Below are 20195 nucleotides of genomic sequence, written 5' to 3'. Positions count from 1 at the left end.
TTTACATCCTTTATAGTAACGACTCCAAACGGAAGTGGGTATGAGAGCAATGCACAATTTGTTTTAAAATTGCCCGAAAATGTTTATTCACCAAAGTCTGCCCTTTCCATATTAAAATAGGCTCCAATCCAACGTTTGCGACAGCCGTTCAATTAATTGCACGCCCGCAATGCTATTGCCTTTGGAATTGAGTGCGGGCCCGACCACACCAATCCCGTAACGTCCGGGCACAAGCGTCAAGATCCCGCCGGATACGCCGCTCTTCGCCGGAAGCCCAGCTTCGATGGCAAATTCCCCGGACCCGTTGTACATCCCGCAGGTGACCATAAACGTCTTGGCGATTTGCACATACCTTCTAGGTATCAGCGTCTTGCCCGTCAAGGGGTCCTTCCCGTCGAAGGCCAGGACCAGCGCCATCCGCGCTAAATCCGCGCAGCAGACCTTAATCGCGCAATGGCGGAAGTAGATGTCCAGCACCTCATCAACGCCGCAGCCCAACACTCCTTTATCCAGCAAAAAATAAGCGATTGATCGGTTCAAATGCGCCGTCTTCGATTCTGAAATGTATACTTGCATATCGTATTCCAGGTTGGGATTGCCGGCCAACTCGCGAAAGAAAGCCAAGATCCGCGCCGATTTCGCCTCCGCATTCTCCCCTTTAATCATGGAGGATACCACGATAGCGCCGGCATTAATTAACGGGTTAAACGGAATCGCCGGCTGCACCAACTCCAGCTTCATGATGGAGTTAAAGTGATCGCCGGTCGGTTCCATGCCTACCTTGGAAAATACCGCGGATTCCCCATGGTCCATGAGCGCCAGAATCAACGTGAACACCTTCGAAATGCTCTGCATCGTAAAACTGTCCTGGGCTTCGCCTGCGGAGATGGATCGCCCCTTGGCATCCAGGATATGAATCCCGAGCATATCCGGCTTCGCCTTTGACAGCTCAGGGATATACTCCGCAACCTTGCCTGCAGCGCTGGTTTCTCGGCACTCTTCCACCCACTTATCCAGGTGGAGCTTCAGTTGTTCCCATTCATTCACAGCCATGGTGAACCCTCCTGCATTTTTCTCTGGTAACCTATCTTACTGCTGATTGTTTAAGCGTTGTTTAGCCAAGCGGATCATTTCCTTGACCATCGCCCCGCCGATCACACCGCCAACCTTGCCGGCCTTCGCGGTCGTCAAATCACCGTTATCGCCTTCGCGGAGTGGAACTCCTAACGATTGGGCAACTTCATATTTCACGTCATCCGGCCGCTCTTGAGGTATATTGTATCCCTCATTCATCATGACTTCCGCCTTAAACCGGCTCAGGCGAAGTGCCGGGTCCGTCTCTTGACGGCCATTCCCGCCACTTCCCTTTGGTTGTACCATGGATATCCCCCGCTTTCAAGTGAGAATTATCCAATAAGATTCCCAGTAAGCGGTGAGATAAGTCATAGTCGGTTGATGTGATAAAAAAGATAATTTAAGCCGATAATCATATTTTATAAACGATATTTTTAAGGAAGGCATCAGTTATGAATTTGGACCAGTATCGTCCGATGATTGAAAAACCGCTTCGAGCATGCCTAAAGCCTACGCAGGAGATCGGCGTCATTCTGCTGTCCGCCGTACTTGTAGCAGTAGGGCTCAATTTGTTCCTGATTCCGCATAAACTATTGTCCGGGGGCGTCACAGGCCTTGCTTCCATCATCGTGTATTTGACGGGATGGAATATCTCGCTTGTCTACTTTTTGATTAATGTACCCTTGATAATATGGGGCTGGAAAGCGGTGGGACGCCGTTATATCGTGCTTAGCTGTATCTCTGTTGTCAGCACCACCTGGTTTATCTCCATCATCCCCGAGGTGAAAGTCACCCGAGATCCGATTCTAGCCGCGGTATTCGGCGGAATCATCTCTGCAGCGGGCATCGGATTTTCGCTGCGGGCTGGCGGCTCGACCGGCGGGTTTGATATTCTTGGATCCATCGTCACACGAAAAAAGGACGTCCCCATGGGGAACATCCTCTTTCTGCTTAACGGGCTCGTTATTCTAGCGCTTGGCTTTTTTCAAAGCTGGGATCTAGCCCTGTATTCAATGTTATCGACCTTCGTCAAAGGGAAAGTCGTCGATATGATCCATGTTGGTCATATCAAGGTCACCTGCTTCATCATTACGAAGCGTAAAGACGAGATGCTCTGCCAACTGCGCAAGCTGCATCACGGCATTACCTGCCTCAGTTCTGAAGGCGGGTATCACGAAGAGAAAAACTATACCTTAATGACCGTGACAACCCGATACGAACTAGCTGCCGTCCGGAAAGCTGTGGTTAGTACAGACCCTCACGCATTCATGAATGTGGTTCAATCCACGGAGATTGTCGGACGGTTCTCAAGGCCGGTTCAATAATCTTTACTTTTCAAGTTCATAAAATTTGTACAAGTCGTCCAGCATCAAATTGGCCGCTTTGATCCCGCCGGCGGTATTCCAGATCGCGTCGTCAACTTTGTAGGCTTTGCCGTTCTTGACGGCGCTTAGGTTCTTCCATAACGGATCGTTTGTCCAATCTTGCTCGGTTTGGCTCGCATTTCCGTCGCCGGTTTCGTAAGTGAAGTAGAAAATTCGGTCGGCCTCTACCTCAGGCAGCCGTTCTTTGGTGATTTCATCCACAAACGTATCTTTGGCGTTCAGTGTCATGGCGTTTCTGGCAATACCCAGCTGTTCAAAAATAATCCCCGAGAACGTGTTCGTATGGTAAACGCGGGTTTTCCCATCCATAAAGCGAACGACGGATACGGTTTCGTTCAATTTATCTCCGGCTTTAGCCTTAAAGTCTTGAATCCGTGCATCGAATTCAGCCAGCAGCTCATTGCCTTTATCGGTGAGTCCCAACGCTTCCGCATACAATTTGAAATTGCTCATCCAATTGCCGCGCAAATCCTCGGACATCACAGTAGGTGCAATCGCCTGCAGTTGTTCATATACCTTCTCCTGGCGCATCTTGTTCCCGATAATGAGGTCAGGCTTCAAGCCAGCGATCAGCTCAAGGTTCGGCTGGCTTTCCTCACCAACCACCGTTACACCCTCCATCTCGTCCTGAATATGCGGGTACCACGGATCCCCCAGCCAGGAGCGCACAGCGCCAACCGGCTTGATTCCCAGCGCCAACAGCGCTTCCGTACCTTCGTTCGTCAAAACCACAACTTTTTGCGGGGTGCCTGTGATTTCCGTTTCCCCCATCGCATGTTTAACGACCCGTTTGTCATCCGTCGTGTTATTCGTGCTGTTGCCTCCCGCTTGGTTCTCGGCTGCCGCACTGTTCTTGGTATCGGTATTGCCGGACGATCCTTGCGTATTACTATTCCCGCATCCCGCAACGACAAGTGCCAGCGCCATCACTGCGAAAGCCCATAAGGCAATGCGCCTGCGGTTCGTTTTTTTAGTATGAGTATTGTTCATTGTTCGTTCTCCCCTTTAGAAAATATGGCGTTCTAATTAAGTGATAATGATTATCATCTTCATGAATATAAGACATCCCTCTTTGGTTTGTCAATACAATTAAGAATGATTATCAGCCTCATTGACAGACTCTTCCCTATCTTCTAAGATTTAATGGTCATTATTATTTTTGATCTAGAAAGTGGGTAATCTAGTCCGATGAAAGGTTTAGGCTTGTTGATTTGCGCATTGGTATTAGCCGCTGCCGTCATATGCAGTATCAGCTTCGGCGTGACGGACATCCCATTTTCTACCGTCTGGGAATCATTTGTCCATCCGAACGGAAGCAATGAGCACTTGCTCGTTCAGACGGCTCGCGTACCTCGCGCTTTCATCGCTGCTGCCGTTGGTGCCTGCCTCGCCGTTGCGGGCGCATTGATGCAGGTCATTACCCGCAACCCCATCGCTTCGCCCAGCACGCTGGGCGTGAATTCCGGAGCGGCTTTCTTTATTATCCTGGCTTCGGGTTGGCTTGGCTTATCGGGAATACAAGCCTTAACCTGGGTCGCACTAATCGGAGCTGCCCTTAGCGGAGCGGTGGTGTTTCTTCTCGGAAGCCTGGGACGGGACGGAATGACGCCCATCAAGATTACGTTGGCAGGAGCTTCGATGGCAGCGTTTTTTTACTCGTTGACTCAAGGGCTTATGCTCTCCGACGGCAAAATGTTCGATCAGGTGCTCGTCTGGCTGGTAGGATCCGTGACTGGGCGCGGGACGGAGCAGCTTCTAAACGTACTTCCTTATATGGGGATTGGCATGGTTCTTGCCCTCTTGCTCGCTGGACAACTTAACGTGTTAGCTATGGGAGAAACCGTCGCGCAAGGGCTTGGCCAACGCACGGGCTTAATTAAAGCATTAGCTGCAGCAGCCGTCATCTTGCTTGCCGGGGGCTCTGTTGCCGTGGCTGGCCCCATCGCATTTGTTGGCATTATCATCCCGCATATCATCCGCCATTTTGTAGGGGCGGATCATCGTTGGATTTTGCCCTATTGCGCCTTGACGGGTGCCATCCTGCTCGTATCAGCTGACATCGGCTCCAGATACATCGCCATGCCAAAGGAAATTCCGGTTGGCGTCATGACCGCAATCTTGGGCGTTCCGTTCTTCGTATACATCGCTAGAAGAGGGGTGAAGAACTGATGGCCAAATCCAACAAAGCTGCATCGCTCCCTGTTCCTTCGTCTCTCCTGGCCAAAAAAAGGAGAATCCTGTGGATCTGCCTGCTCCTTGCTCTCCTATGTATCGGAATGATGATCATCAGCGTAGGGGTCAGCAGCCAATATCTCCCGCCGATGACCGTCTTGAAGGCCATATTTGGCATGGCTGAACCGGGAGAACAAGTGATTGTCGTGAATCTCCGTCTGCCGAGAATTTTTATTGCCGTGCTGGTTGGCGCTTCCCTGGCCGTAGCCGGTGCAATCCTGCAAGGCGTGATCCGCAATCCGCTTGCTTCCCCCGATGTTGCGGGAATAACTGAGGGAGCTTCGCTTGGCGCGATTTTGTTTATCTATGTGTTTCAGGGCACGATCTCGATCCATTGGATGCCGCTTGCATCAATTCTTGGCGCTTTCTGCATTACTGCGCTCTTATATGTATTGGCTTGGAAAAAAGGGGCCTCCCCGTTGCGAATCATCCTCATCGGGATCGGGGTATCTGCCGCGATCAAGTCGTTGTCGTTTATGCTGATCATCTCCGGACCGATGCAGCTGGCGAATCAGTCGCTCACGTTTATGACCGGCAGCATATATGGCGTCTCCTGGGATAACGATGTGCTGACGCTGCTGCCTTGGACGGCCGTGCTGCTCGTTCTAACTTGGCTGCAAGCCCGCCAGGTCAACATTCAAGCGTTGGGCGACGACATCGCCACCAGCGTAGGCTCCCGCGTCCAGCTGCAGCGCCTGTTGCTGATCGTGCTCAGCGTTTCGCTGGCAGGATCTGCAGTGGCGATTGGCGGGGCCATCTCCTTTATCGGGTTGATGGCGCCGCATATGGCCCGCAGGCTGACCGGGCCGTCCTTCTCCGGCGTGCTCCCGGTCAGCGCGCTGCTCGGCGCATTGATCCTGCTCGTAGCGGATCTGATCGCGCGTACGGCTTTTTTGCCGCGGGACGTGCCAGCCGGCGTGTTGACCGCCGCTATTGGTGCACCGTTCTTTATGGTGTTGCTGTATAAGAACCGGAACCGGTTCTAAATACGAGCAGGTTGCGTGTACTAGCAACCCGCATGTACTGCAACTTACGTAGACTAGCAACTCACGTATACTAGCAAATCGCGTGTAGTCACAGCCAGGGTGTACTAGTAACTCGTATGTACTTGCAGCCCCGGTGAACAAGTAACCCGCGTATACTATCAGCCCTTGTGCGCTTCCGGCCCTCTTTCTTAGCGGCCAACTGCAAAAGTGCATTTAAAAACGCGCTAAACCCACGGTTTGGCGCGAGTGAGATGCAAAAGTGCATTTGAAAAAGGAGATTTACCGCAAATCCGCTTCAAATACCGAAATTGAACTGCACTTTTGCATTTGAATCGGATAAAGAGAATGAACAAAAGCCGGTGCACCCCTCTCAGGGACGCCGGCTTTATTCATATCTAAGGTTTACGATCCAGCCCCACGGTACCGCTTGACACCGCAGTTCCAAGCGGTCAGGCCGATCGCCAGAAAGACGAGGCCTACCAGCGGGGTTAACCAAGCCATCCGCCACATCTCCTCGCGTTCCAGGAACAACGAAGCCGGATAGACGCCAACGAAGGCAAACGGCAATATCCAGGTCAGCAGCACTTGAATTGCGCGGTTGTAAATCGTCACCGGGTAGCGCCCGTACCCCTGCACGTTGTACATCAACGGCAAGATACCAGTCGGCGCATCCGAATAAAACGACAGGGACGTCAACGTCGTGTAGATCCCCGTATAAATTGCAACTGCGCTAATCGTAAACAGCAGCAACACTGGGATCGTCCACCACTCGAAGCTGAGCCCCAACTGCCCGCCGCTGATCAGCATGATGATGCACCCGATGATCGAGCCGACGAGCGCTGGCGGATCAACGTTTTCCAGGAAGATCTGGAACAGATTATACGCCGGACGCGTCATGATCCGGTCCATCTCCCCCTTCACGATATACCGCTCACTGAAGTTCCACAGGTTAACGAAGCAGCTAAACACGCCAAACGGCACCATAAAGAAGCCGTAAACGAACACCACTTCACTCTCGCTCCAGCCGCCCAGGCTGTTGGTGTGCATAAAGATCACAAAGATAAAGATCAGGTTCGTCGCCTGAAACAACAGGTCAGAAATGACCTCCACCCAAAAGTCGGCGCGGTAGGTCATGCGGGTTTTCATGTAATTTTTCAAGTATTCGCCCATGAGGCCTAAGTAGTACATGCTTCCCTTAACCTCCTTGCACGAACAGGCGTTTCCGCGAAGCACGGTACAGCCCAATCATCGGAATGAGCAAAGTGAAAAACCAGACCACCTGAATGCCAAGCACGTTCCAAATCGAAGCGCCTTGAATCCGACCGGTAAAGACCGAACCCGGTAAATAGGTGATCGCCTGAAATGGCAGAAACGACATGATGCCGCCGAGCCAGGACGGGAACAGACTGATCGGAATGATCAGGCCCGAGAACAAATCAACAACCACCCGTTTCATGCGCATAAACCCTTCGTTATTTTCCACGAAAAAAGACATCAGTCCCGTAATCACGTTCAGCTGCGAATTGATCAGGAAGCTGAAGAACAGCATCACCAGGAACCCTGCCCAAGCGCTCAACTCGGTTGGCAGCTTGACCGGGAACAGCAGCACCGCAATCGCCATGCCGGGGATCATCAACATGATGAAGCGGAACATTCCTTCGCCGAAGCCCTGCATCATTTTGACGATAAGGTAGTTATAAGGGCGGATAAATTGAATCGCAATGCTTCCATCTCGAATATCCGTGGAGATTTCACGATCCAGGTTGTTAAAATAAAACGCCCGGGCCATCCAGGAAACGGCCAGGTAGGTCGTCATCTGCGAGGCGGTAAAGCCGCCAAGCTCGCCCCCGTCGCCGTAAATCGCCTTCCACGTAAAATAATAAACCCCAATATTCAGCGAATAGATCAGAATGCCTGAATAGTAGTTCACCCGATACGCCAGCATCGTCAAAAATCGGATGCGGATAAAATCGAGGTACGCCCCCCACTGGTTAGACATGGATAACCGCACCTTCTTTGCTCTCCGCCTCCGCTTCAGAGTCCGCCGGTTTATCCGCCGAGCCGGATTGATAAATGCTGCGGACGATTTCGTCGGTGTTGGTTTCGATGATTTTGATGTCGGTGATGTCCGCTTGGCCAACCACTTGACCCAATACCTCAGAGACACCGATATCCCGTGGAATCCAAACCTTGGCGTTCAGGTCGTTCTCCGCCGTCCAGATGACAGGAAGCGTCCCCGTCCAGCTCCGCAGCTGGTCCAGCTTGGTGGCCGTTCCAAACTGGAACAGTACCTCCTTGCCCGTACCCCAGCGGTCCTTCAGCTCTTCTAAGCCGCCGTCGTAAATGATCCGGCCGTCGTCGAGCATAATGACGCGGGAGCAGAGCGCCTCGATGTCCTGCAGGTCATGTGTCGTCAGCAGGATCGTTGTCCCGTGGTCGCGGTTCATATCCTTAAGGAAATCGCGAATCTCCGATTTGACGACGATGTCAAGACCAATCGTCGGCTCGTCCAGGAAGACGATGGACGGGTTGTGCAGCAACGCTGCGACCAGCTCACAGCGCATCCGTTGGCCTAGGCTGAGCTTACGTACCGGGCGGTTCAGCAGATCCTGCAGCTGAAGGCGTTCCACCAGCTCGTCTAGCCGTTTCTTGTAATCGGCCTGCGGCACCCGATAAACCTTGCGCAGCAGCTCAAACGACTCGATGACACCGATATCCCACCAAAGCTGGCTGCGCTGCCCAAAGACGACGCCGATATGCTGCACGAACTTCTCGCGCTCGGCGTATGGCACAAAGCCGCCAACCTTCAAATAACCCGATGTCGGCACCAAAATACCCGTGAGCATTTTGATGGTGGTCGATTTTCCGGCCCCGTTTTCCCCGATATATCCGCAGATCTCTCCCTCTGGAATCTGAAACGAAATATCTTTCACGGCGGCCACTTCGTTGTATTCCCGCTTAAATAAATCAAGAAAGGCCCCTTTGAGGCCTTCGCGGTTTTTCTGCACCTTATATGTCTTGCGCAAATCGCGCACTTCAATGGCAGCCATGGTATCCCTCGCTTTGTTGATTCAATTTTGAGTCCGCTAAAGATTATATAGTAACTTCCAACAAAGCACCACCCCTAAGGTGCGTGCGTGTGAAGTCCAGAAAGGCGACCGACCGCACCTATGCCTGAAGCGGCTTCTCACATGATCCCTTTGGGTCAGAGAGCAACAGAAACACCAAACGCAAATTACTGATGTTTTTGCTCCCTTAACGAAAGGGATAATCCTGCAAAAAAGCGGGAAAAGGCCCTAGTTATCTGGGCGCCACACGTTGATCTATAGATCAACGCGGTAACCGACGCACATAGCGATCACCATGGTGAGAATGATCGGAATCAATACCATCGCAATATAGGATAAAATCAAACGCTTCTAAACGAATTCTAAAAAAAATAAAAAAGCCGGCTCAACGTCTATGGAAAGACATCAAGCCGGCCAAGAAGCCAGGATTTATATCGGTTTCAGGATGTTTCGTATGACCCGAGTGATAAAGGGGAAGATCACCGACAGATGCGTTTCTTCCTCGTAAAGGTAGAATTCCGAGTTCATGTCGGGGCTGCTGTTCCTCAGGAGTTCGGATAAAGCCTTCGCATCTTGGATCATATGCGGCTTTTCCAAACTACCCACCCCTAAGAATATCGTTAAAGGTGATTTCTCTTCGGGTTTGGTAAGCTCTCGATCGGTTAACCAACGTTTCGCGACCGGGAGTAAATAATGATTTTTCCACCAAATCGATGGACTGCCCGCTGCATAAACCTGAAAAGCGTCAGGCTTCATAAACAGGGTGTATAACGCAAACCACCCTCCCAACGAATGGCCAAACAAGGTTTGGCGTTGCTGATTAATCGGCACCTCTCGTTCGATCGCGGGTTTCAACTCTTCTTCAATAAACTTCAGAAAATGCACTGCCCCGCCGGTCTCCGGCCAAGGCGCATCAATCTTCCGCTCGGGGAGCTCATCAGCTGCCGCCTGGATCGTATAGTCATAGAAGCGGCGTTCCGTTGCAAACGGTTGTTCCCCCTCATAGCCAATGCCAACCACGACGGTGGTCTCCAGCCGATGCGGCCCCCGCGAATGCATTCGCACCGCTTCCGTCATCGCCCCGAAGCACGCGTTGGCGTCCAGCATGTAAATCACCGGAAAGCCGCCTTCTGGCACCTCCGTATCCGGCTTCCACATCATGATCCGATAGTCGCGGCCGAAGCGGCTTGTCATCGTCCATTGTTCGGCACCGGGAATGCCAAACGGCTGCTTTTTGCCCACCTGATTCATCCGGTTGCTCCTCCTCCAGTTAGGCTTTTGCTCTTTTTGCCCGATACAGCAGCATTACGAAATAAGGAACCCCGATCACCGAAATCACAATCCCTACAGGTAATTCCGCCGGGGCAAATACGATGCGTCCCAGAAAATCACCCAGCAGCACCATCACCATGCCGATCCCGCCGCATACCGGAACAAGATAACGGTAGTGAAGACCAACCAAACGCCGGGCGATATGCGGAGCAATCAGGCCAACAAAGCCGATGCTGCCGGACACGGATACGCAGGCGCTGATAATCCCGACACAGCAGATCAACAGCCATTGCCTTTGCGTATTCACGCGAACGCCAAGTCCAACAACGCTGGTTTCATGAAGCTGCATGATGTCGAGCACGGCCGCCTTGCGCCAGATGACCGGAATGAGCACGAGCAGCCAAGGCAAAATCCCCAATACCTGTTCCCAATTGGCTCCATAAATGCTTCCCGACAACCAAACGGTGGCCATCTCAAAATCCTGCGGGTTCATTTTCAGCGAAATGTACATCGTTAACGCACCAAAGCCCGAGCCAAGCGCAATCCCCACCAGAATCAAACGCCCGGGATCAAGCGAACCGTGATGCCTAGCAAACATATATAACAGCCACACCGCGGCAAATCCGCCCAGCCAACCAAACATCGGCATCGATAAAAAGGACCAGATGCCCGTTCCCTTCACCGTCCCCTGGGTCAGGAACATAAACAGAACCACGGCAGAACCCGCAGCGGCATGAATGCCCAAAATTCCCGGATCGGCAAGTCCGTTACGTGTTATCCCCTGCAGAACCGCTCCGGCTACGCCTAACCCGCAGCCGACCAAGGCAGCGATCACGATGCGCGGCAGCCGGAAATCGAAGACAACCAGGTCATGATCCCACTGCGGATCGATGCGGAGCAGCGTCTTGACGATATCACGGACGGAGAGGTCAAAGGTGCCGTTCGTGAGGCTGATGTAAATGCAGGCTAGCGCCAGGATCAAGCAGCCGAGGAGCACCAGCCAAAACCGCGAAGCTTCGCTTCTTCTATTCACTTCGGCCCCCTCCTCTCGTCTTGATCAAGTACAGGAAGTAGGGCACGCCAAACAACGCGGTGACTACGCCGATCGGTACTTCGAACGGAGGGTTCAGGAATCGGCTGATCAGATCGCACCAGCCCAGAAACAACGCGCCAAGCAGCGCCGATAAAGGAACGATCCGCCGATAATCCGGCCCGACAAGAAACCGCGTAATATGCGGCAAAATTAACCCGACAAACGCAATCTTTCCAGCGATCGCCACGGAAATGCCGGTCATGATGACAACACTGAGCATCGTCAACGACTTGATCAGCTTCACGTTCATTCCCAGCTCGGCTGCGATTTCCTCCCCAAGCGACAGCGCCGTCATCGGCCGGGCCATAAATAACGCCAGGATGAGTCCGGCGGCCGCGAACGGGATCGCGAGCTGGATCATGTCCGGCGAAATGCCGTGCAGCCGGGCGTTGTACCAGAAGCTGATATTTTGTGACACTTGATAGTAGCTTGCCAAAGCTTGGGATAAACCGCCGAGAAATGTCCCCATCACCGTGCCAAGCACTGCCATCATCACGGGGGAGGAGCCGCCCGGCAGCAGCCGGGAGATCCCAAAGACCAGTACCCCGCCCAGAGCAGAGCCCGCCAGCGAATAGCCCACCATCGCCATATTGCTGGCGCCCGGCAAGAACGCCATACATAACGTAATGGCAAACACCGAGCCGTCGGATATCCCCATGATGGACGGCGATGCCAGCGGGTTGCGGGTCATCCCCTGCATCAGTGCACCGGAAGCGGCCAGCAGCCCTCCGATCAGAAACGCCCCAATTGCCCTTGGAATCCGCGAAGTACGGATGATCTGATGGTCGACGTTCCCTTCATCGAAGTGGACAAGCGCCTCCCAGGCGGTCTCATAGCGGATCGGCTTCGTGCCGTGCAGTACGGAGATGATCACAGTCACTACCATCAGCGCAAGCGCCAATCCGCTAAAGGTCCAAGTCTTCCATTTGAAGCTGCGCATGGTCTATTCGGAAAGACGTTCCAGCGCTGCTTTCAGGAACTCGATGCGGCTCCACGCCGGTCCGCCTTCCGACAACGGATCGATGACGTTTACGTATACCTTATCGTTTTTCACCGCGGCAACGTTTTTAACGATCGGGTTGTTCAGGAACTCATCCAATGCGGTTGCCGTTTCCTTGTTCTCATCTGCAGCAAATTGAATAAACAATTGGTCCGGATTGATCGTCGCCAGCTGTTCGATCGTGATTTCCTCCTGGGCTTTCGCCGCACTCACCTCGGCTGGTACTTTCAGACCTAGATCTCCGTAGAGGATCGGATTGAAAAATACGCTTTCCGGATAAATGAACAGCTTCCCTGTCCGGATACGAATTGCCATCACGGTTTGATCGCCAAGTTTTTCTGTTAGCGTGGCTTTTGCCCCTTCGAGATCGCTCTTATATTGCTGGATCGCTTGTTCGGCAGCTTCCTGTTTCCCCGTCACTTCTGCCAGCAGACGCAAATTATCTTCCCAATCCACAGCCTGATGGGAGACTAAGATCGTCGGAGCGATTTTGACCAGCTGCTCCTGAACATCCTCCGGGAATTTCGTCGAACCGAGAATCAGATCCGGCTTCAGCTGCAAAATCGTTTCAAAGTTCGGCTGCGTTTTCTCCCCGATGGACTCCGCCCCGTCTGTAATCGCAGCAAACCGTTCCGGGAACGCGCCGCTGTAGGTGATCGCACCAACCGGATGTACATCCAGCACCAATGCGTCCTCCATCGCTTCCATCGCGCCGGTGATCACGATCCGCTCAACGTTCGCAGGAACCTCATAACTCTTGCCCAAATATTGAATCGTCCGCGTTCCTTGTGCAGCTTGGTCCGTCCCGCCGGCATTGGATCCGGCGGCAGCGTTCGCTTCCGTCGCGGTCGTTGGATTGGCTTCACTCGTACCGTTGGCCGAGCTCCCTTCTTTTTCTCCACCACAAGCCGTTAAGGCCAATGTCAGCAAAAGGACGGCGCCTGTTGCCCAAATCCGTTTTTTCATTTCTCTTTACCCCTTTCGTCTATTCGACAAATCTATGTTGATAATGATTATCATTATCGAGTATAAAAAAGAGGCCTAAAATAGGCCATGGACAAAATTCCGAACAATTATGGATTTTCTTCCGGAAACAGCTCGGTGAACTGATCCAGCATCCGAAGATGCGCGTGGGCGGAATACTCAAGCCAAGGATCAGACGACAACAGCTTGACCCGCCGCCGTTGAACGGCCCGGATCGCTTGCCAGCTCGGATTCACTTGCAGCCTCCCCCACGCCTCAAGCGTTTCACTGTCCTGCCGAATCATCATCAGGAGATAACCGGGATCGATGCGGCCCAGCTCCTCCAGAGTGATCGGACAGTTGTAACAAGGCGTGTCGCACACATAACCGGGGGCCAGTCCCAGGTCATCAAACAGAAGGCCGGCCATGCCGCGATTACAGTGGAGAAATAACCGATCCTCTTTCATACGAACAATGACCAGCGTTTCTTGGCGCAGTGATTGAGGCAGCCGCTCCTTGACCTGCTCCAGCCGAAATTCGTACGCTCTGAGCCATTGATTGGCTTGCCAGGACTCATTTATCTCCTCCGCCACCTGCATCAATAGCTCGCGCCATTCCGTCTGCGAAGCGGCTAGGATCTGAACCGGGGCCATTTGTTCTAACGCCCGCTGCTCCTCCTCCGAGATCGAGTCCACTGCCAGGATCAAATCGATCGGAGCCTGCCGCAGCCGTTCTAGGTTCTCGCGCCAATCTTCGTTGTAGCGGTATGCGCTGATGTGCAACGGTATGTCGCTGCGGAATTCACGGTAATAATACTCTGTCCATTTAGGATGCATCGCTGCGGCATACGGCATGAATCCCAGCGGAGTAAGAAAACCAAGTACCGAGGGACTGTAAGCCGCCAGCTTGCGGCGTCGGCTCCTCATATAAACGGACGGCGATACGCCGATCTCCTGCTTAAACTTGCGGCTGAAGTAGAACTCGTCCGCATACCCGGTTTGATGGGCAATCTCGCGCAGCTTTGCAGAAGCGGTGGCCATCAGCTGTTTGGCTCGCTGCATTCTTTTCTCGGTGACATATTCGATGGGGCTCTTCCCGTATTTCTTCTTGTACATTTCGGCAAAATACTTCGGGCTCAACTCCGCCACCCGGGCCAGCTGCTCAATCGTAACCGGCTCGTTGTAGTGCTGATCGATGTACCGCTTCGCCGCCTCCAACGCTTCGCCTGCATGATAAGGCTTGGTGCGACTGTTCCGGTACAAATAATAAAGCATCTCCTGCAGGTCAATCTGACTGCGGAAATGCCCCATGGGCTCCCCGTGCTGCCAGGCACGGCAAGCGCTCTCGGCCATAACGGCCAATTTGCCGGGCGTATGGACCCGTAATTTTCCATGATACGGCAGCAAGGCATCCAGCTGGCCATCTTCTTTGCCTCCATCTTCTTCACCTACAGAATTCGAGTCGGCATAGGCGTCGAAATAGAACGCGATTAACTCGCCATCCTCGCTTAGATCGACGGTGCCGAAGGTTTGGCCGGGCACGCAAACGTAAGCGCTGCCGTTCTCCAGCTCGACTGTCTCTTGATCGACCATCAACCGGCCTTCCCCGCAGGCCGCCACGATTAACGCGAAGGACAATGCCAGCTGCTGGCGCATGGTCTTGTCTCCTGTTCCCGATACCGCCTCAACGGAACGAAGCCGGATCCATACTTGATCCAGCTTCCGCAGCTTCATTTCTTGGGGATCTAGATTCATTATCCTTCATCTTCCTTTATCAATATCCTGCTATCAGTATATTGATAATCGTTCTCAATCGTCAATCCCAGTTTGTACCGCCTTGGCGATTCGGTCGATTCGGTTCGTCCAGATCCAGCCGCTGTATCCTGCCGGCAGGCGCTTCACGTCTTCTAATGTATCGAAGCCGCTGGAGAAGTCGCTGCCGTCCCCGCCAACGATAACGACGCGGGTATTCGCTCGTTCCATACGACTCAGGAATTTATCCGGCCAGCCCCACAGCCAAGGCGCGATTTTCTCAGGGATGTGCAGCTCGGTGTTCCGGCAAACATCGGGGATGTATCCTGTCCAGCCGGAAGCTTCATACGAGAGCAGACATTGCTTTAACGTTGCCTTGGACATGACCCGCATATCCGGCAGCAGTTCCTTTAAGACCGCTATGGGCTGATCGCCGCCATAAACGGTTAACAAGTCCCGCTCCTCCTTCTTTAACGTAGAAAGGTAGGCCGCGAGCTGCTTCCCTTCCTCGGGGTCGTCACTTTTGATGTGCAATAGCAGCGCCTTGCCGGGAAAATGCTCCACCACCTCAGGCAACGACGGCATCAGCCCAACCCCTTTGCCGCGAAACGGATACGTTTTGCCTTGATCGGCGGTATATCCGTATCCGATATCCAACATTTTAAGCTCCGCCATCGTATAATCTTTCGTTGTGCCCTCCGCATTGGTACGGCAATCCAACGTCCAATCATGGAACACGGCAAACTGCCCGTCCTTGGTTGGCTTCAGATCCAGTTCCACCATATCCGCGCCCGCTGCAAACGCCGCTTCCATGGATGGCAAGGTGTTCTCCAGAAACTCGTGCTCCGGTTCATAGATCCGTTCGGCCGTGCACGTGTCGTTCTCGATCCCCTCCATCGGGAACGTTTGCGCTAGCCCGCGGTGCGCCAGCAGCTTAGGTTCCCCGCCATGAGCTGCGGTCAAATGCGGCGTATTGTTCAAGTAAATAAAGGCAATAAGGACAAGCAATATCCAAAACGTTCTGCTTCTAAAAATCTTCCTGATCTTGCGCAAGCCGGTCCCCCCGATCCTTCCCCATCCTGTTCCTATTCTTTCTCTAAAATATATCCGCTTCCCCGGATCGCATTGATCTGGAATGTGTCGCGTCCATACTTTTTGCGAATCCGATAAATTAACGTCGTTAATTCATCGATCGTCACATCCGGTAGCCCGTCGGGGCCGGGATTGCGGTCGTACCACACCGTCTGCTTAATCTCACGGATCGTCACCAGACGGTTCGCGTGCTCATGGAGCAGCTGCAGCAGCAAATATTCCTTTTCCGACATCGAAATTTTGACGCCGTTCACAATGCATTCCCGTTTCTCCCAATGAATCGTAACCGGTCCTTCAGTCTCCTCTGGGTGCGTCGAGTCATTTACGGGCTCAAACTCCAGCGTTTGTTCTCCGGGCGAATAAGAGAAATGCAGTACGCTGGTGCCCCGCGCCAGCTTCAGGATATCGTTCGTTTCAAGTACATAAGGGGCATGCGGGATCATCCGCACCCCGTTCAGTTCCGTGCCATGACGGCTCCCCAGATCGTAGGCGACCGCACGGTCCCCTTCTTTCCGAATCATTAAATGCTTGCGGGATATAAAGATGTTCGTAAAGGCCATATCCGGAAAACTCTCGGAAGACGTCCGCCCGATTTCCGTCGTCTCTTGATCCAGGTAGATGCAAGTTCCAGGACGAAACGGGTCCCCGCGAAGAATATAAATACAGGCAAAGGTATCCATACCTAAGCTCCCTCCATTTTCTATACCATCATCATCTTATCTTAAGGGACGTCCCAAGAATATAGCAACCGCAGTGATATTATCCTCACAGCAGGCTGATATCAACGCTCGTTTTTCAATGGTCGATTTTCTGTTATCATAGGGGGAGAACAAAAGGCGAACACCTGACGAACGGAATTTATACGAGAAAGGAATCCATGCATGAGTTTTCAGTTAACGGAGCGCGTCATTAAATTGTTATGCGGCCGAATCGCTTACGAGCGTGGAGAAGCGTATTACCGGACCGGGAAAGTGGCTTTTCTCCGGATGGACCACGGCTCCCGTGTCTATGAAGCCGCAGTGTCCGGGACCGGCCACTATCATGTGTCGCTGCAGATCGATGAACACGGCGACGTGCATGCGGAATGCAACTGTCCTGCTTTCTACTCCTATAACAACTATTGCAAGCATATCGCCGCCGTCTTGCTGGGTGTTCATGATATGCTGCAGGGCGGTAAGGCGCCGGTTCGTCCGTTTCCGTCTCTGTTGCGGCAGCAGGATGACATTCTAAATTCGGTGGACGACGATCGCAATGGATCCTATAGCCTGGTCCAGCGTAGACAATCACAATCTGGAGACATCCCTTCCCGCGATATCTGGATCGCACGCGATATGATGCGCTTGTTTGAAGAGAACACCCCGCCGCCGCTGCGAACCGGACTGAGGTTCGATCAACGGATGCCGCTGGAGGTGGAATTTACGCTCCATCCGGTGCTGTACGGCTATCGCAAGTACCTGTTCGGACTGGAGCTGAAGATTGGCGAGAAGCGCCTGTATATCGTCAAGAACATTCGGGATTTTCTCGATAAAATCTCACGCGGCGAGCCGTACAGCTTCACCAAACATTTCAACTATGACCCGGAACGTTACTCCTTTCGGTCGGAGGATGAAGCGATCTTACAGAAGCTGGCGGAGATCCGGCGCAATGAGCAGATGTTTCACGAGAGCCTGGGAGGATACTCATTGAAATCAAACGGAATTTCCGATCGGCTGTTGCCGGTGCCGCCCGTCTTTTGGGATGGGCTGCTGCCGCTGCTCTCCCAAGCGCCGCTCGTGCAACTGGAGCAGGATAGCCGCATTTGGCCAGGGCTTGAAGTGACGGACGGGCCGCTGCCGTTAAGCTTCAATCTCGGTCAAGCCGGGGACGAGAGCTATCAGTTTTCCGCCCAGGGCCTGGATGACGTTCTTGTGATGGACGCCTATGGCATCATTTTGTCGGAAGGTAAGCTGATCCGTCTCTCCCCCGCGCAAACTCGCCGGCTCGCTGAATTAAAACATATGATGATCACCGCGCGGAAGCAGCATATCCTGATCTCTCCTGAACAGATCGAGCCCTTCGTTGAGCGGGTACTGCCCGGGTTGACGAAGTTCGGAACCATCCATGTCGAGGAGAAGGTCGCTAGCCGCATGGTACGGACCCAACTGAAAGCCCGGCTGTACCTCGATCGGGTCAAGGACCGGCTTCTGGCGGGCTTGGAATTCCAATACGGAGATATCATATTTAACCCCTTGGATGAACATGGACCCAAGCGGGGAACTGATTTGATATTGCTGCGCGATACCGAGAAGGAGCGGCAGATTTTGAATCTGATGGAATCCGGCTACATGATCCGGACAGAAAGCGCTTATTTCCTCGATGACGAAGAGGCAGAATACGAATTCCTGTATCATGTCGTCCCAGAGCTTGAGAAGCTCGTGGACATCTATGCCACCTCAGCGGTCAAAACCCGGCTGATCACCGACCTTAGGCCGCCGAAAATTTCCGTGGAGCTGGACGAGCGTACAGATTGGCTGGAGTTTCGCTTCAGCATGAACGGGATCGGCGAATCGGAAATCCGCGGCTTGCTTCAAGCGTTGGAGGAGAAACGCAAGTACTTCCGGCTGCCAAACGGAGCGTTGATGCCGCTCGAAAGCGAGGAGTTCCAGGAAATCGTCAACTTCCTGAACGAATTTGGCTTGCGCCAAAGCGATATCCGTGGACCGGAATTCCGTTTGCCGGTCATTCGCGGATTGCATATCCAGGAAGACCGTGGACAAGGTCCGGTGAAGCTGGGCAAGGCGTACCGCGAGCTGCTGCATAACCTGCAGCATCCCGGCAATCTGGACTTTCCGGTACCGCCGCAGCTATCCGACGTGCTTCGCGACTACCAGGTTTACGGTTATCAGTGGCTCAAGACGCTGGCCTACTATCGCTTCGGCGGCATTCTTGCCGATGATATGGGGCTTGGAAAGACGCTGCAAAGCATCGCTTTTCTCATATCGGTGCTGCCGGAGATTGCCGAGTCTGGACAGCCTGCGCTGATCGTCTGCCCCGCTTCCCTGGTGTACAACTGGCGTAACGAACTGACGAAATTCGCACCTAATCTCAAAGCCGTCATTGCGGATGGAAGTAAAGCCGAACGGGTACGGACGCTGCGCGAGGCGTCGCAAGCGGACGTGGTCATCACCTCCTATCCACTGCTGCGCCGCGATATTGAGCAGTTCGCTGAACTGTCGTTCCATACACTCATTTTGGACGAGGCTCAAAGCTTCAAAAATCACGCCAGCCAAACGGCCCAAGCCGTGAAAATCCTGCAAGCCAAGTACCGTTTCGCCTTAACTGGCACCCCGGTGGAGAACTCGCTGGAAGAGTTATGGTCGATCTTCAGCGCCGTATTCCCGGAGTTATTCCCTAGCCGCCAGGCGTTTAACGATCTATCCCGGGAGACGGTGGCCAAACGCATCCGCCCTTTCGTCCTGCGCCGGCTGAAAACCGACGTGTTGAAGGAGCTTCCGGAAAAAATCGAGTCCCTGCAACCCTCGGAGCTGCTTCCGGAACAGAAGAAGCTGTACCTTGCCTACCTGGCCAAGCTGCAGCAGGAAACGCTCAAGCATTTGGATGCGGATACCTTCGGGCAGAACCGCATCCGCATACTGGCCGGGTTAACCCGGCTGCGCCAGCTTTGCTGCCATCCGGCCTTGTTCGTTGACGGCTATGACGGCGGTTCGGCCAAATTTGACCAGCTGATGGAAATGATCGAGGAATGCCAAAGTGCCAGCAAACGCGTGCTGATCTTCTCCCAATTTACGGAGATGCTCGGATTGATTGGCCGGGAGCTGGGCTACCGGGGGCTGCCTTTCTTTTATCTCGACGGGAAAACGCCGGCCGCCGAACGGGTAGAGCTGTGCTCCCGCTTTAACGACGGGGAACGCGATTTGTTCCTCATCTCGCTGAAGGCCGGAGGCACTGGCCTGAACCTAACGGGGGCAGATACTGTCATTCTCTATGATTTATGGTGGAATCCCGCGGTCGAGCAGCAGGCGGCGGACCGGGCTTATCGAATCGGGCAGAAGAATATCGTTCATGTCATTCGCATGGTTGCACAAGGCACTGTGGAAGACAAAATGTACGAGCTGCAGCAGAAGAAAAAACATCTCGTCGAAGAGGTGCTTAAGCCCGGACAAGAAGCCATATCTGCGCTTACCGAGCAAGAAATTCGCGAAATCTTGATGATCTAACCTGCAACTAAAAAAGGGATCGGAGGCGCCGAATCACTTCGGCATTTCCGGTCCCCTTCTTC

17 protein-coding genes are annotated in these 20195 nt (G+C 53.2%); 4 read left to right on the top strand and 13 right to left on the bottom strand.

Annotation, left to right across the window (positions count from 1 at the left end; translation table 11 throughout):
• Window positions 1-111: 111 nt before the first annotated feature.
• Window positions 112-1053, bottom strand: a complete 942-nt coding sequence (glsA, locus tag M3G15_RS02390) for a glutaminase A (protein WP_009223232.1) — start codon at window positions 1051-1053, stop codon at window positions 112-114.
• Window positions 1054-1089: 36 nt separating this feature from the next.
• The gene (locus tag M3G15_RS02385) at window positions 1090-1380 is read right to left on the bottom strand and encodes an alpha/beta-type small acid-soluble spore protein (RefSeq protein WP_009223231.1); all 291 of its coding nucleotides are present in this window, start codon (window positions 1378-1380) and stop codon (window positions 1090-1092) included.
• Between the two features lie 146 nt (window positions 1381-1526).
• On the opposite strand from M3G15_RS02385, the gene M3G15_RS02380 reads away from it, so the two are divergent.
• Window positions 1527-2399, top strand: a complete 873-nt coding sequence (locus tag M3G15_RS02380) for a YitT family protein (RefSeq protein WP_009223230.1) — start codon at window positions 1527-1529, stop codon at window positions 2397-2399.
• Window positions 2400-2402: 3 nt separating this feature from the next.
• Here M3G15_RS02380 and M3G15_RS02375 read toward each other — a convergent pair whose 3' ends face one another.
• On the bottom strand, window positions 2403-3449 hold the full coding sequence (locus M3G15_RS02375) for an ABC transporter substrate-binding protein (RefSeq protein WP_260069964.1): 1047 nt from the start codon (window positions 3447-3449) through the stop codon (window positions 2403-2405).
• Window positions 3450-3647: 198 nt separating this feature from the next.
• Between M3G15_RS02375 and M3G15_RS02370 the strand changes: the two genes are divergently transcribed.
• The gene (locus tag M3G15_RS02370; protein ID WP_009223228.1) at window positions 3648-4628 is read left to right on the top strand and encodes a FecCD family ABC transporter permease; all 981 of its coding nucleotides are present in this window, start codon (window positions 3648-3650) and stop codon (window positions 4626-4628) included.
• Entirely contained in the window at window positions 4628-5677 is a 1050-nt protein-coding gene (locus tag M3G15_RS02365; RefSeq protein WP_260069963.1) for a FecCD family ABC transporter permease, read from the top strand. The genes M3G15_RS02370 and M3G15_RS02365 overlap by 1 nt, the downstream gene beginning before the upstream one ends.
• A gap of 402 nt (window positions 5678-6079) precedes the next feature.
• Here the strand turns inward: M3G15_RS02365 and M3G15_RS02360 are convergent, their stop codons facing one another.
• The 10 genes from M3G15_RS02360 to M3G15_RS02315 form a co-directional block, all read right to left on the bottom strand.
• The gene (locus tag M3G15_RS02360) at window positions 6080-6865 is read right to left on the bottom strand and encodes an ABC transporter permease (protein WP_009223226.1); all 786 of its coding nucleotides are present in this window, start codon (window positions 6863-6865) and stop codon (window positions 6080-6082) included.
• 7 nt (window positions 6866-6872) lie between these two features.
• Window positions 6873-7676 carry an ABC transporter permease gene (locus M3G15_RS02355; protein WP_260069962.1) on the bottom strand — a complete coding sequence of 268 codons (804 nt, stop codon included), beginning with the start codon at window positions 7674-7676 and terminating at the stop codon, window positions 6873-6875.
• Window positions 7669-8727 carry an ABC transporter ATP-binding protein gene (locus tag M3G15_RS02350; protein WP_260069961.1) on the bottom strand — a complete coding sequence of 353 codons (1059 nt, stop codon included), beginning with the start codon at window positions 8725-8727 and terminating at the stop codon, window positions 7669-7671. The genes M3G15_RS02355 and M3G15_RS02350 overlap by 8 nt, the downstream gene beginning before the upstream one ends.
• A 447-nt stretch (window positions 8728-9174) precedes the next feature.
• Window positions 9175-9996 carry an alpha/beta hydrolase gene (locus tag M3G15_RS02345; RefSeq protein ID WP_260069960.1) on the bottom strand — a complete coding sequence of 274 codons (822 nt, stop codon included), beginning with the start codon at window positions 9994-9996 and terminating at the stop codon, window positions 9175-9177.
• Between the two features lie 19 nt (window positions 9997-10015).
• Entirely contained in the window at window positions 10016-11050 is a 1035-nt protein-coding gene (locus M3G15_RS02340; protein ID WP_009223222.1) for a FecCD family ABC transporter permease, read from the bottom strand.
• Window positions 11043-12050, bottom strand: a complete 1008-nt coding sequence (locus M3G15_RS02335; RefSeq protein WP_260069959.1) for a FecCD family ABC transporter permease — start codon at window positions 12048-12050, stop codon at window positions 11043-11045. Before M3G15_RS02335 ends, M3G15_RS02340 begins: the two co-directional genes overlap by 8 nt.
• A 3-nt stretch (window positions 12051-12053) precedes the next feature.
• Window positions 12054-13076, bottom strand: coding sequence for an ABC transporter substrate-binding protein (locus M3G15_RS02330; protein ID WP_260069958.1), 1023 nt, complete (start codon window positions 13074-13076; stop codon window positions 12054-12056).
• A 107-nt stretch (window positions 13077-13183) separates the two neighbouring features.
• Window positions 13184-14827, bottom strand: a complete 1644-nt coding sequence (locus M3G15_RS02325; RefSeq protein WP_260069957.1) for a helix-turn-helix domain-containing protein — start codon at window positions 14825-14827, stop codon at window positions 13184-13186.
• Between the two features lie 54 nt (window positions 14828-14881).
• Window positions 14882-15877, bottom strand: coding sequence for a glycerophosphodiester phosphodiesterase family protein (locus M3G15_RS02320; RefSeq protein WP_260069956.1), 996 nt, complete (start codon window positions 15875-15877; stop codon window positions 14882-14884).
• Between the two features lie 32 nt (window positions 15878-15909).
• The gene (locus tag M3G15_RS02315; protein ID WP_009223217.1) at window positions 15910-16596 is read right to left on the bottom strand and encodes an FHA domain-containing protein; all 687 of its coding nucleotides are present in this window, start codon (window positions 16594-16596) and stop codon (window positions 15910-15912) included.
• A gap of 201 nt (window positions 16597-16797) precedes the next feature.
• On the opposite strand from M3G15_RS02315, the gene M3G15_RS02310 reads away from it, so the two are divergent.
• Window positions 16798-20133: a DEAD/DEAH box helicase gene (locus tag M3G15_RS02310; protein WP_260069955.1), complete on the top strand. Its 3336-nt coding sequence runs from the start codon at window positions 16798-16800 to the stop codon at window positions 20131-20133.
• Window positions 20134-20195: the final 62 nt, after the last annotated feature.

Origin of the sequence: Paenibacillus sp. p3-SID1389 (genome assembly GCF_025151705.1) — a bacterium.
Lineage (GTDB): Bacteria > Bacillota > Bacilli > Paenibacillales > Paenibacillaceae > Fontibacillus > Fontibacillus phoenicis.
Note: the sequence above shows the minus strand (reverse complement) of the source record. Positions and strands in the feature narration are given on the sequence as shown.

What these genes read in the sequence shown, in the direction of transcription:
- M3G15_RS02380 (WP_009223230.1), top strand. Translation starts at nt 1,527, where the DNA reads ATGAATTTGGACCAGTATCGTCCGATGATTGAAAAACCGCTTCGAGCA.
- M3G15_RS02360 (WP_009223226.1), bottom strand. Translation starts at nt 6,865, where the DNA reads ATGTACTACTTAGGCCTCATGGGCGAATACTTGAAAAATTACATGAAA.
- M3G15_RS02315 (WP_009223217.1), bottom strand. Translation starts at nt 16,596, where the DNA reads ATGGATACCTTTGCCTGTATTTATATTCTTCGCGGGGACCCGTTTCGT.
- M3G15_RS02370 (WP_009223228.1), top strand. Translation starts at nt 3,648, where the DNA reads ATGAAAGGTTTAGGCTTGTTGATTTGCGCATTGGTATTAGCCGCTGCC.
- M3G15_RS02365 (WP_260069963.1), top strand. Translation starts at nt 4,628, where the DNA reads ATGGCCAAATCCAACAAAGCTGCATCGCTCCCTGTTCCTTCGTCTCTC.
- M3G15_RS02355 (WP_260069962.1), bottom strand. Translation starts at nt 7,676, where the DNA reads ATGTCTAACCAGTGGGGGGCGTACCTCGATTTTATCCGCATCCGATTT.
- M3G15_RS02325 (WP_260069957.1), bottom strand. Translation starts at nt 14,827, where the DNA reads ATGAATCTAGATCCCCAAGAAATGAAGCTGCGGAAGCTGGATCAAGTA.
- M3G15_RS02375 (WP_260069964.1), bottom strand. Translation starts at nt 3,449, where the DNA reads ATGAACAATACTCATACTAAAAAAACGAACCGCAGGCGCATTGCCTTA.
- M3G15_RS02345 (WP_260069960.1), bottom strand. Translation starts at nt 9,996, where the DNA reads ATGAATCAGGTGGGCAAAAAGCAGCCGTTTGGCATTCCCGGTGCCGAA.
- M3G15_RS02350 (WP_260069961.1), bottom strand. Translation starts at nt 8,727, where the DNA reads ATGGCTGCCATTGAAGTGCGCGATTTGCGCAAGACATATAAGGTGCAG.
- M3G15_RS02330 (WP_260069958.1), bottom strand. Translation starts at nt 13,076, where the DNA reads ATGAAAAAACGGATTTGGGCAACAGGCGCCGTCCTTTTGCTGACATTG.
- glsA (WP_009223232.1), bottom strand. Translation starts at nt 1,053, where the DNA reads ATGGCTGTGAATGAATGGGAACAACTGAAGCTCCACCTGGATAAGTGG.
- M3G15_RS02335 (WP_260069959.1), bottom strand. Translation starts at nt 12,050, where the DNA reads ATGCGCAGCTTCAAATGGAAGACTTGGACCTTTAGCGGATTGGCGCTT.
- M3G15_RS02310 (WP_260069955.1), top strand. Translation starts at nt 16,798, where the DNA reads ATGAGTTTTCAGTTAACGGAGCGCGTCATTAAATTGTTATGCGGCCGA.
- M3G15_RS02385 (WP_009223231.1), bottom strand. Translation starts at nt 1,380, where the DNA reads ATGGTACAACCAAAGGGAAGTGGCGGGAATGGCCGTCAAGAGACGGAC.